The organism is Bacillus sp. FSL K6-2431 (genome assembly GCF_038005165.1).
Classification (GTDB): domain Bacteria; phylum Bacillota; class Bacilli; order Bacillales; family Bacillaceae; genus Bacillus; species Bacillus pumilus.
Genome location: NZ_JBBOSQ010000001.1, coordinates 2,816,000 through 2,829,044 on the forward strand (window position 1 = coordinate 2,816,000; position 13,045 = coordinate 2,829,044).

At 42.0% G+C, this 13,045-nt stretch carries 10 protein-coding genes; all 10 read left to right on the top strand.

Annotation, left to right across the window (positions count from 1 at the left end; genetic code table 11):
- Positions 1–35: 35 nt before the first annotated feature.
- The 10 genes from MHH40_RS14045 (at position 36) to MHH40_RS14090 (ending at position 13,011) form a co-directional block, all read left to right on the top strand.
- Positions 36–758, top strand: a complete 723-nt coding sequence (locus MHH40_RS14045) for a response regulator transcription factor (protein WP_050944115.1) — start codon at positions 36–38, stop codon at positions 756–758.
- Positions 759–761: 3 nt separating this feature from the next.
- Complete coding sequence (locus tag MHH40_RS14050; protein WP_050944114.1) at positions 762–2,516, top strand: HAMP domain-containing sensor histidine kinase; 1,755 nt, start codon at positions 762–764, stop codon at positions 2,514–2,516.
- Positions 2,517–2,652: 136 nt separating this feature from the next.
- Positions 2,653–4,089 (top strand): glucuronate isomerase, encoded by a 1,437-nt coding sequence (gene uxaC, locus MHH40_RS14055; RefSeq protein WP_340901243.1) that lies wholly within the window; start codon positions 2,653–2,655, stop codon positions 4,087–4,089.
- Positions 4,090–4,157: 68 nt separating this feature from the next.
- Positions 4,158–5,168, top strand: a complete 1,011-nt coding sequence (locus MHH40_RS14060) for a LacI family DNA-binding transcriptional regulator (protein WP_253622245.1) — start codon at positions 4,158–4,160, stop codon at positions 5,166–5,168.
- Positions 5,169–5,227: 59 nt separating this feature from the next.
- Positions 5,228–6,685: a tagaturonate reductase gene (locus MHH40_RS14065; RefSeq protein WP_050944112.1), complete on the top strand. Its 1,458-nt coding sequence runs from the start codon at positions 5,228–5,230 to the stop codon at positions 6,683–6,685.
- Positions 6,682–8,175 carry a UxaA family hydrolase gene (locus MHH40_RS14070; protein ID WP_050944111.1) on the top strand — a complete coding sequence of 498 codons (1,494 nt, stop codon included), beginning with the start codon at positions 6,682–6,684 and terminating at the stop codon, positions 8,173–8,175. Before MHH40_RS14065 ends, MHH40_RS14070 begins: the two co-directional genes overlap by 4 nt.
- Before the next feature lie 20 nt (positions 8,176–8,195).
- Complete coding sequence (locus MHH40_RS14075; RefSeq protein ID WP_050944110.1) at positions 8,196–9,587, top strand: glycoside hydrolase family 28 protein; 1,392 nt, start codon at positions 8,196–8,198, stop codon at positions 9,585–9,587.
- A 172-nt stretch (positions 9,588–9,759) separates the two neighbouring features.
- Entirely contained in the window at positions 9,760–10,710 is a 951-nt protein-coding gene (locus MHH40_RS14080) for an ABC transporter substrate-binding protein (RefSeq protein ID WP_050944109.1), read from the top strand.
- Positions 10,676–11,734 carry a FecCD family ABC transporter permease gene (locus MHH40_RS14085; protein ID WP_050944108.1) on the top strand — a complete coding sequence of 353 codons (1,059 nt, stop codon included), beginning with the start codon at positions 10,676–10,678 and terminating at the stop codon, positions 11,732–11,734. The genes MHH40_RS14080 and MHH40_RS14085 overlap by 35 nt, the downstream gene beginning before the upstream one ends.
- Positions 11,731–13,011, top strand: a complete 1,281-nt coding sequence (locus MHH40_RS14090) for a heme ABC transporter ATP-binding protein (protein ID WP_050944107.1) — start codon at positions 11,731–11,733, stop codon at positions 13,009–13,011. The genes MHH40_RS14085 and MHH40_RS14090 overlap by 4 nt, the downstream gene beginning before the upstream one ends.
- Positions 13,012–13,045: the final 34 nt, after the last annotated feature.

Consider the following 13,045-nt stretch of genomic DNA (forward strand, 5'->3'; position numbering starts at 1 on the left):
CGGTTAGAGATCATAGCTAGAAAGGAAAGAGATGCGTGGAAACAGCAAAAATATTGATTGCAGATGACGAAGAAGCAATTGTAAAAATGGTTGAACGCGTATTAAAAAAAGAAGGATTCAAGCATATTTATAAAGCCTACCATGCAGATGAAGCATTAGATGTTGTCAAAAACGAGGACATCCACCTTTTACTTCTAGATGTGATGATGCCCGGTAAGTCTGGTTTTGATGTTCTTCCTGAAATGAGAAAATATACGAAAGCGCCCATTTTCTATTTAACCGCAAGAACGTCTGATGTAGATAAACTGACCGGCTTTGCTCAAGGAGCAGATGATTACATCACAAAGCCATTTAACCCGCTAGAGCTAGTGGCTAGAATTAAGGCTCACTTAAACCGAACATATATCTCTTTAAAGGAAGACCATGATGAGGCTCAAAGTCAATACGAATATGCCCATTTCTCTTATCATCCTCATTCAGCCGAATTGAAAGTAAGAGGAGAGGTGACTGCATGCTCAGCTCAGCTGCTTTCCTTGCTGAAGTACTTTTGTGATCATCCGAATGTGGTTCTTTCAAAAGATCAAATCTATGAGAAAGTATGGGGCGTCCCATCATATGGTGATAACAACACCGTGATGGTTCATATCCGAAAGCTGAGAGAAAAGATCGAGCTAGATCCGAGTCAGCCAGAATATATTGTGACGATCCGTGGTATGGGCTATAAATTTATACCGCACCCAGCAAAGGTTCTTAAATAATTTATGAATCTACGAGCAAAACTCTTCTTTCACTTTGTCGGACAAATGTTTATTGTGATTGCCATTTTGATCATCGGAAATACGTTCTCTGATAATTTATATTTAAAAAAATACTACGAGAACATGGCTGAAACCGGTTTAACAAAAGCTGATGGAGATACACTCATGAGCTGGCTTTATTTTAATGAGGATGGAAAAATGGAAGCCGATGATCAGCTGAAACAAGCAGTGAGAAAACGAGACGGATGGCTGCAAGTCATTGATTCAAAAAAGGATAACGTCTATAGCTATCACCGCCCTAAGTCCATTCCAACTTCCTATCAAAAGGATGAAATGATCAAGATCTTTGAAAAAAGGCAATATAAAGATTACAAGATGTACTTCTGGCCCATTGAGATTGATCAAAAAAGCTTTATCGTGCTATACGGGTTCAAAACGAACAGCACAAAGGTCGCCAACTATCTGAAGCAACACGAGAAAGACTTGGCTGCATTATCTCAATATTCGGTTGAAACGAAAGAATTCTTGAAGAGAATGAATGGATCGGTGCATCTGTTCAATGATGAAGGGAAATATTTACAAGGTATTCGAGCCAATACCAATTTGAAACATGAGGTAACAGATGTTGAACTGCTCAAGTATCAATCAAAGCCTTGGGAGTTTAGAAGTGATCTGTCTTATATCAGAGTGAATAAAAACCTGTATATCATTATTTCTGTACCAAATAAAGTATACAGCCCAGATGGATTATACGATAAAGAAACAGACGCTTTAAATCAATATACGACCATCTTAATTGCAGGTCTTGCGATTACGATTATTATCGTCATGACATTATGGTACTCGTATCGCTATGGACTGCCGATCTATCACATTATCCGCTGGCTGATTTTCTTATCTAGAAATAAATTGCAGGAACCAACAAATAGAAAAGGAATTCCAATCAGTAAAAATAAAAAAGGTCGTATTAAGCGGGAATACCGATTATTTGAGGATATCCTAAAAACAATGGATCAGCTCACGCTTACATTAAAAGAGAATGAAGCAAACCGAAGAAAAATTCAAACCACAAGGGAAGAATGGATTGCAGGATTGTCTCATGATTTGAAAACACCCCTTAGTACGATTTACGGCTACGGGCTCATGCTTGAATCTGATCAATATCAATGGTCCAAGGAAGAAGTCATGGAAATGGGACAGGTGATTCGTGAGAAATCAGAATACATGTCGACCTTGATTGAAGATTTAAACCTCACGTATCGACTAAAAAATGGCGCATTGCCTATTAATCGAAAGCCGATCGAGCTTGGTGAATTCTTAGCATCCATTATGGACGAGTTTTCAAGGAGCTCATTTTCAGAAGATTTCCCATCCTCCTTCGAAGATCAAACTGATGGTGTCATGTTTGAGATCGACAAAGCCTGGTTCAGACGAGTGATTGAGAACCTGCTAGCGAATGCAGTCAAGCATAACCAAAAAGGAACTCATATTACAGCTACCTTATCTGAAACAAATGAAGAAGTTCGGATCGAAATGAAAGACAACGGATGCGGAATGGCACAAGAAACGGTCGATCACTTATTTAACCGCTACTATAGAGGGACAAATACAAATGACCCAACGAATGGAACAGGACTCGGGCTGGCGATTGCAAAAGAGCTTGTCTTGCTGCATGACGGTGATATTCAAGTGGAAAGTGAACAAGGTGCTGGAACAACTATTGCGATTATCCTAAAAAAATCACCTCCTGTAAAATAGCCAAAAAACGATTTTCCTTTCAAAAGGAGATCGTTTTTTCCTGTTTTAGGATTGAAATCAACTTTGTAAACGATTACAATTAAATTGTTAACGTGAACAAAACAATTTCATACGATAAGAGGGATGGGGGAATTTGATGAAAGCCTTTTTAGATGAGCAGTTTTTACTAAACAGTCCAACGGCGGAAAAGTTATACCATGAGTTTGCAAAGGACCTTCCAATCATAGATTACCATTGTCATTTAAGTCCTAAAGACATCTATGAAAATAAAACCTTCCGAAATATCACCGAGGCATGGCTTTATGGAGATCATTACAAATGGCGTGCCATGAGAGCAAACGGCATCCCTGAAACGCACGTCACGGGGGATGCATCTGATGATGATAAATTTTTGGCGTGGGCAAAGACCGTCCCTATGACCATAGGAAATCCGCTCTATCACTGGACTCATCTAGAGCTGAGAAGGTATTTCGGAGTCGAAGACCTATTAAATGAAAAAAATGCAGACATCATTTGGCAGAAAGTCAATGAAAAGCTGCAAGGAGAGGGATTTGGGGCGAGAGACTTCATCATGAAATCAAACGTTGAAACCGTTGTCACAACAGATGATCCGGTCGATTCTCTTCAATATCATCAAAAACTGCGGGAAGAGGGATTCTCTGTACAAGTGCTTCCAGGGTTTCGACCTGATAAAACACTCGATATAGCGAATGATCTGTTTGAAAAATATGTTCATGAGCTGGCAGAGGCTTCAGCTATCCCAATACAATCCTACCAAGACTTCTTACATGCCCTCCGTGCGAGAATTGATTTTTTTCATGATCACGGCTGCTTGATCTCAGATCATGCCATTAATGAAATGACATATGAAGAAACGACACAAGAAGAAGTGGAGACCATCTTTCATAAAAGAATGTCTGGTCATCCATTGACGGAAAAAGAGAAGATCAAATTTAAAACAGAGACATTCATTATGCTAGGTCAGGCTTACTGTGAGCGTGGCTGGGCAATGCAGCTTCATATCAATGCACTTAGAAACAACAATACGAAAATGTTTAAGAGGCTCGGACCAGATACGGGGTACGATGCGATGAATGACGAAGACATTGCAAAGCCGCTTTGCCGAATATTAGATCGTTTAGAACAAGAAGATGCATTGCCAAACACGATTCTTTATTCCTTAAATCCAAGGGACAATGTAGTGATATCAACGTTGGCTGGAAGCTTTCAAGACGGGAAGACACCTGGGAAGATGCAGCACGGAACAGCCTGGTGGTTTAATGATACGAAGCAAGGAATGACAGAGCAGATGATGGCTCTTTCCAGTATCGGACTGATCAGCCGTTTTATCGGAATGCTAACAGATTCACGAAGCTTTTTGTCCTATACAAGGCATGAATATTTCCGAAGACTGCTTTGTGATATCATCGGGGATTGGGTAGAAAAAGGAGAAGTCCCCTATGACCTTGAGCTGTTAGGGGGCATTGTGAAAGGTATCAGCTATGAAAATGCCAAGCAATATTTTCAATTTGACCGGGCAAAGCAGCTCCATCATCAAAGTAAAATCACATGAGGAAAAAGGTGAGAAAATGAAAGCGGTTTTATGATAAGATGGAAAAAAATCATAAAAGGCGGAATAGCATGACAGTCACAATTAAAGACATAGCAAAATTGGCAAATGTCTCTCATACCACAGTATCAAGGGCTTTGAATAACAGTCCTTTTATTAAAGAGAAGACAAAACAAAAGATTTTGTCGATTGCAAAACAGCTGAACTATTCACCAAATGTCCATGCCAGAGGCCTTGTATCACAAAAATCGTTTACAATCGGTCTGTTTTTCACGAGTTTAACAGAAGGCACATCCTCAAGCTTCTTTGTGGATGCGTTAAAAGGCGTCAATAGCGTCATGACAGAGCATTACAATCTGTTTGTTAGGGGTATTGACGATTTTCACGATTACACAACCATTCATAAACAGCGCTACGATGGCATTTTGCTGATGAGCCAAAGCGAGCACGATGAAGCGTTTATCCATCATGTCAAGAAACAGGGCATTCCAATCATTGTGCTGAACCGTCGTGTAGAAAGTAATGAAGTGATGAATATATTAGCAGATGATAGTCAAGGAGCATATCAGGCAGCGCACTATTTCATTCAGCAAGGCCATCAACAAATCGCCATCATTGAAGGAAAAGAAGGCTTTAAATCGACTCAGGAGAGAAAAGCTGGCTTTCTCCAAGCGTTAATTGATCACCATATTCCTATGAAAAAAGAATATATGATCACGGGTGACTACCATATGAAAAGCGGCTATGAATCAATGGAATCTCTGCTGACCCTTGATCATCCGCCAACAGCGCTTTTTTGCTCTAACGATGACATGGCCATTGGTGCGATGAATGCTTTATACGCAAAGGGCAAGACGTGTCCAGGTGATATCTCTATTATTGGTTTTGATGATATTGCATTTTCATCCTATACCACGCCTGCACTGACAACGGTGAAAAAGCCAATCGAAAAAATGTGTGCACTTGGAGCAGAAGCCATCCTATCCGTCATAAACGGTGAAGAGCAGGAAGAGGATCATATGGAAAAAATGTATGTCCACACAGAGCTGATGATCAGAGATTCAGTCAAAAAGGTGCAGTAATCAGCATCTTTTATAGAAGAATGTTCACGTGTGCATAAATTACAGAGAGGGGAATCCATTTGAAACGTTTATCAAAAGCCCTATACCCGGTGCCTGAGTATCCGGAAACGATTTTGCAGATTGGTGAAGGGAATTTTATGCGAGGCTTTATTAATTGGCACATCCAAAAGCTGAACGACTGCACAGATTTTAAAGGAAGAGCTGTTGTTGTTCCCCCGAGAAAAGGATCTGTTGCAGCTTTAAATGAACAAGATGGCTTATACACATTATGTATACAGGGCTATCATGACCAGCAAGAAATGAATGAGCGGATGGTCATTCAATCGATCAGCAGAGGAATCAGTACGTATATGGATTATGATGTTTTTTTACAAGTAGCTGAAAACCCCGATCTCCGCTTTGTCTTCTCCAACACGACAGAGGCAGGGCTTATGTTCAGAAAGGCGGATCGCTTGGAGGATCGACCGCAAGCGAGTTTTCCAGGAAAGCTGACGGCGTTCCTATATCACAGGTTTAAAGCATTTGCTGGAGATGAACAAAAAGGGCTGATCATCCTTCCATGTGAGCTGGTCGAACATAACGGTGATCGCTTGAAGGAATATGTGATAGACATGGCAGCTGAGTGGGATCTGCCGCTTGCGTTTATCACATGGATCAAGGAAGCCAATACGTTTTGTAATACGCTTGTGGATCGGATTGTTCCTGGGTTTTCTAAGGAAGCAGCTGAAATTGTTCAAAAGGAAGAGGGGTATATCGACGAGTTGCTTGTCACGGCAGAATACTATCACCTCTTTGTTATTGAAGCACCTGTCTTCGTACAAAAAGAGCTTCCCTTTCAAGAAGCAGGTTTAAATGTCCTTTTTGTAGAGGATATTGCGCCTTATCGCATGAGCAAGGTACGGATTTTAAACGGTGCCCATACAGCGATGGTGCCAATCGCTTACTCATGCGGGGTAGAAACTGTAAAAGAGGCTGTGAATGATGAGGATGTTGGCCCGTTCATCCGGCGGATGCTGGAGGAGGAAATACTGCCAGGGCTTGAGCTCTCTCGAGATGAGCTTCTTCTTTATACACAATCGGTTTGGGATCGCTTTTGCAATCCATTTGTGAAGCATCAATTGCTGGATATTGCGCTCAATGGTGTATCTAAGTTTCGAACCCGTATTCTCCCGTCATTGTTTGATTATGTTGAGCAAAAGAAACAACTGCCAATGAAACTCGTGTTTTCACTCAGCAGCCTCATTTATTTTTACAGAGCACATGCAGAAAAGATAAAGGATGATGAGACTGTACTGGTATTCATGAAGGAAGCCTTTGAAGGAGAGAACCAATCTAATGAAGCGATCGCAGCTAAGATTCTATCATGTGAGTCATTATGGGGGGAAAATTTAACGGATATAAATGATTTGGTTCATGCTGTAGCTGATCAGCTTACCCTCATACAGGAGCAAGGAATGAGAGCGGCTGTTCAACGAATGCTGCAACATCAATATGAAAGTCAGGGGGAGAAGGCATGAAAGATTTTATTGTGATTCACCCTTCAGATAATGTCGGTATTGCTTTAAAAGTACTTGAACAAGGGGAGGAGCTGCATTATCAAGATCATTCCGTTATTTTAAAAGAGACCATCGCCAAAGGTCATAAGTTTGCATTGGCTGATATCAAGCAAAGAGAGAATATCATGAAATACGGTTACCCCATTGGGCATGCAACGACTGCCATTTCTGCTGGAGAATGGGTGCATACACATAACATCAAAACCAATCTATCAGGCAAGCTCGATTATGAATACGAGCCTTCATTTACAAATAACCCCTATAAAAAAACGAATCTTACATTTAAAGGATATAAACGAAAAAATGGGGAAAGCGGGATTCGCAATGAGCTTTGGATTGTCCCAACCGTTGGATGCGTAAATGGCATCGCCGATCAAATCATTCAAATTTTTACCGCTGAAATGGGCGGAAGCATCCATCCGTTTGAAACAGCTCTTGTATTAAAGCACAATTATGGATGCTCACAGCTTGGGGACGATCATGAGAATACAAAAATCATTTTACAAAATGCCGTGAAGCATCCCAATGCTGGAGGAGTGCTTGTCCTCGGACTTGGTTGTGAAAATAACGACATTGAAGATTTTCAATCTACATTAGGTGAATATGACCATGAGAGAGTGAAATTTTTAAGAAGCCAAGAAGTAGGAGATGAGATTGAGGCGGGAGTCGCTTTACTCAAGGAAATTTATGAGGCAGCGAAAGAAGATCACCGTGAAGAAATCCCGTTATCTGAGCTGAAAATCGGCTTGAAGTGCGGGGGATCAGATGGATTCTCAGGTATTACCGCAAATCCGCTTTTAGGAAGGCTGTCCGATTTTATTGTTGCTCAAGGCGGCACGACAGTGTTAACAGAAGTGCCCGAAATGTTTGGAGCAGAAACGATTTTAATGGAGAGGGCGGAATCAGAAGCGACTTTCGACAATATTGTGCAAATGATCAATGACTTTAAACAATACTTCATGGATCATCGACAGCCAGTATATGAAAATCCTTCCCCGGGAAATAAAGCAGGTGGAATTTCGACATTAGAGGATAAATCTCTCGGTTGTACACAAAAAGCAGGAACTTCTGACATTCAAGATGTATTGAAATATGGGGAATTGCTGAAGCGAAAGGGCCTAAATTTATTAAGTGCACCGGGAAATGATTTGGTTGCTTCATCTGCTCTTGCCGCTTCTGGCTGTCAGTTGGTTCTTTTTACAACAGGCAGAGGGACACCATTCGGCACGTTTGTCCCAACAATGAAGGTCTCGACGAATACAGCCTTATATGAAACAAAAAAACATTGGATTGACTTTAATGCGGGAGAACTGCTTGAAGATGTACCAGAAGATATTGTGTTAGAAAAATTTATTTCAACTGTCATTGATGTGGCGAGCGGGAAGCTATTAAATCATGAAAAAAACAATTTTAGAGAGCTGGCTATTTTCAAAACAGGTGTCACACTTTAAGGCGACTGGGGGATGAGAATGTGTCTAGAAAACGGGATTTGATGTATATCACAGCAGGAACGGTACTCACAGGAATCGGACTCACTCGTTTAGCAAGGCAAGGGAAGAAAGACAAAGAAGCAAACGGAATCGATCAAGTGTTAAAGCAGATAAAAGCACCACTGTTCCCTGATCGTGAATTTAATGTGGTTCATTATGGGGCAGATGCAAAAGGAACCGAGCTTTCAACAGATGCTATCCAGTCTGCCATTAATGATGCGCACCGTTTGAAAGGGGGACGTGTACTGATTCCAGAAGGGACGTTTGTGACAGGTGCGCTAGAATTGAAGAGTCATGTAGAATTGCATTTGCATGAGAAAGCGTATGTGGCATTCAGCCAAAACCGAAAGGATTATCTGCCGCTTGTCCTGACAAGATATGAAGGGGTTGAGCTTTATAATTATTCACCTCTCATTTATGCACACCATGCAGAAAACATCGCCATTACAGGAGCTGGAACGCTTGATGGCAGAGGAGATGAGCATCATTGGTGGCCTTGGAAATATGGCACGAATGGCCAGCCTTCTCAAGATCGGGATCGTCAGCTTCTATTTGACATGGCTGAAAAGAGAATACCAGTAGAAGAAAGAGTGTTTGGAGAAGGCCATTATTTAAGATCAAGCTTTATCCAGCCCTACCAATGTCAGCAAGTTCTTATTGAGGGAGTGACAGTGAAGGATTCACCGATGTGGCAAATTCACCCTGTACTAAGTGAACATGTGATTGTCCGTGGAGTTCATATTATCGGGCATGGACCAAACACAGATGGTGTCAATCCGGAGTCTTGCCGGAATGTGCTCATTGAAGATTGTTATTTTGATAATGGCGACGATTGTATTGCCATCAAATCTGGAAGGAACGAGGACGGACGGAGAATAGGGATTCCATCTGAGAACATTGTCATTCGTAGAAATGAGATGCGTGATGGACACGGCGGAGTGACGATTGGGAGTGAAATCTCTGGAGGGGTAAGGTATATCTATGCAGAGAATAATGTCATGGATAGTCCGAACCTTGACCGGGCACTGCGGATTAAAACCAACTCTGTCAGAGGCGGTACCATTGAACATATTTACTTTAAAAACAACACAGTCAAAAGCTTAAAGCATGAAGTGGTCTGTATCGACATGATGTATGAGGAAGGGGATGCGGGTCCACATTGTCCTGTTGTACGTCATATTCAAGTGGAAGGACTGAAAAGCAGCGGCGGACGATATGGTGTGAAAATAGCGGCCTACTCACATTCCCCCGTGACAAACTTCAACATGAAAAATTGTGTCATAGATCATGTGACGTATCCACTTTCTTTGGAGCATGCAGTAGCGCCTTCTTTTCAGAAAGTCGTCATCAATGGGGATCAAATTAATAAATAGATGGGCGGAAAACAGTCTTTTTAGAGGCTGTTTTTCTTTTATCAGAACGAAAAAGACGCTTTTAGAAATCACATATACAACCTAACTGCACTGTAGTATAATATTCCCGAAATTAGAAAAGAATTGACGGAAGAGCTTTCGTCAAGCAGTACATAAATCAGGGGGTTCATTCATGAAAAAGTTAACGGCCATTTGGCTATCGCTATTGCTTGTGATGGGTGTTTTAGCAGGATGTGCAGGTGCTGAAACAGACCATAAAGCAAAGAGTTCACAAAATAACGAAACAGCGGCTGCGGCATTTCCTGTCTCGATTAAAGATGCAGCTGGTAAAACAGTCGAAATCAAAGAACAGCCTAAACGGATTGTCTCATTAATTCCAAGTAATACAGAGGTTGCCTATGCGCTTGGTCTTGGAGATAAAATGGTTGGACGATCTGATTTTGACAATTATCCAAAGGAAGTTGAAAAGGTAGAGAAGATTGGCGGACTTGAATTCAATGTCGAGAAGGTGATTTCCTTAAAGCCTGATCTTGTACTAGCTCATGCCTCGCAGCTGGGATCAAAAGAGGGATTTAAACAGCTAGAGGATGCAGGAATTCAAGTACTGACTGTAAATGATGCCACTTCCTTTAAGGATGTGTACAAATCGATCAATACGATCGGTGAAGCAACAGGTGCAAAAGAAGCATCAACAAAGCTTGTAGACGAGATGAAAGCAAAATTGAATCACATCAAGAAACAAGCAGAGGCGATCTCGAAAGACAAACAAAAAACAGTCTTTGTTGAAGTTTCAGGTACGCCTGAAATTTATACAACAGGTACTCATACATTTATGGATGAAATGCTTTCTGTTATCCATGCGAAAAATGCTGCTGGTGATCAAACTGGCTGGGTGCAAATGACAGAAGAATCGATTATCAAACGAAACCCTGACGTAATCGTCACAATTGATGGTTCCAGCTTAGCTGATCTGAAAAAGAGAGACGGCTGGAATGCGATCAAAGCAGTGAAGGAAAAACAAGTCTTTCAATTGAATACGGATCTCGCATCAAGACCGGGGCCGCGATTGGTTGAAGGAGTCGAGGCTCTTGCGAAAAGCATCTATCCTGACACGTTCAAATAAATTCATCATCGCATACACACTAAGTGCTTTACTTCTTGTGATGAGCATTGGAATGGGAATCTCCTTTGGAAGCTTAGGGATTCCCATTCCTTCTATTCTCCGTATATTTGTTCATGAACTATTCGGTGTGCAGATAGGCACAATAGATTCAATTGATCGCAATATTATGATGAATATCCGGCTGCCGAGAGTGATATTAGCGGCATTAGTCGGAGCAGCGCTGGCGTTATCTGGTGCAGCATTTCAAGGTTTATTAAAAAATCCTCTTGCTGACCCATATACACTGGGTGTATCTCAAGGGGCATCAGTTGGAGCCGTCGCGACCCTATTTTTCAGTTTGCAGCTCCCTTTGCTCGGCAGTTTCACACTGCCTTTTTTCAGTATGACAACAGCGCTTGTGACCCTATGTCTCGTCCTCTTTTTTGCGCGTCTTGTCCATCGGGGGATGAGCATCTCCTCTTTAATTTTAACAGGGGTGATTTTCAGTTCTTTTTTGGGCGCGCTTATATCATTGATGATTGCCTTAACGGGTGATGATTTAAAAGAGATTATTCATTGGCTTCTTGGCAGTGTGTCCATGAGGGGCTGGCGCTATATTGTGCTTTTCCTTCCTTTCTTTCTGATTGGGACCTTTGCATTAATGCTGATGGGGCGAGATTTGAATGTCATGACGTATGGCGAGGAGAAGGCAAAGCTATTAGGTGTACATGTGAAAAGGAGCAAATATATCGTGCTGCTTGCTGGATCGATTCTGACTGGTAGTGCAGTAGCAGTGTCAGGGACGATTGGGTTTGTGGGACTTGTGATTCCTCATTTTATTCGCCTCTTAGCGATCACAGACCACCGGCACCTCCTGCCTTTGTCTATGCTGAATGGCGCTTCCTTTCTTGTTTTAGCAGATGTGTTATCGCGTACGATCATTGAGCCGACTGAATTACCGATCGGCATCATCACAGCGTTAATTGGTGCCCCTGTATTCGGCATCATCCTCATTCGTAAATATAGAGGAGGGACTCATCTATGATTCAAGTGAAGGAAATCAAAGGTGGATATGGAGAGAAAGAGGTCATACGTGGCATCAGTTTTGAGGTAAATCAAGGGGAATTTCTCGGTATACTTGGTCCAAATGGAAGCGGGAAGTCGACCTTGCTTAAAATGATCTCTGGGTTGCTGGAACCTGATAGTGGTGAAGTTCGCCTGAGCGGTCAACTGATTCAATCCTATCGTCCAAAGGCGCTTGCGCAAAAAATGGCTGTTCTACCGCAGAAAACGGACCAAGCCTTCTCATTTACAGTGGAAGAAACGGTTCAATTCGGTCGTTATCCATATCAAAAAGGATGGCTACAATCTGTTACCCAAGAGGATATGCGAATCGTAAACAAAGTTATGGAACAAACGGATGTTGCACAGTTTAAGAATCAATCTATTCATGAGCTAAGCGGGGGAGAACAGCAGCGTGTGTACTTGGCACAGGCATTAGCCCAGCAGCCTGAATATTTATTGCTGGATGAACCAACCAGTTTTCTTGATTTGGCCTATCAAAAGGATTTGCTTGATTTAATTAAAGAAGAGACCACTTCCTCTAGGCTAACGGTGATCGGTGTGTTTCATGATGTGAACATCGCCAGTTTGTATTGTGACCGGCTGCTGCTGCTTGATGAAGGAAAGACGGAAATAGTAGGGCTGCCGCATCACGTCTTGACGCCTGAGCGAATCAACCGTGTGTATGAAACAGATGTAACACCGCTCCAACACCCGCGAAGGGCAAATCCTCAGCTGATCATTGAACCTGCGGGGGCTTCTGTAGCATCAAATGCAAAGTTAGCGGATGGGTGGAAAACGTATGGAGGAGAAGGAATGACGTTTTCCCTCAAACAGCCGCTCCGCATCCTTTCCTCACATCAGAAAAAGGGCGGCTTCTTTTGGAAAAGGTCTCTCGGAACGGGAAGTGACATGCTTCGTGACGAGTTGGATGATCGTGAGGGACTATTGTTTTATAACCTAACGAGTGGACCAAAACAATTTGCTGCTGAAGACACAGACGACAACATGGTGCTTTACGGTATGCGTCATCAAGAAGAGCTGACCATTTGGCTTGTATTGAAAGAGTCTATATCAGACGGATCGTCTGTTCAGCTTATGGGGCAGCTTGTCCACATGATAAAACAGGAGACGAGCATGTCCATTCATCATCTTTGTATCGCTGCTGTGGGTATGCAGGAAACAGAAGATGATGAGCATTTACACGAAAGATTAAAGCAGAAAGTGCACCCTCTTCTTTATTCATTAAATGCCATTTAAAAGTGAACCAAATGGTTCGCTTTTTGTTTATGAT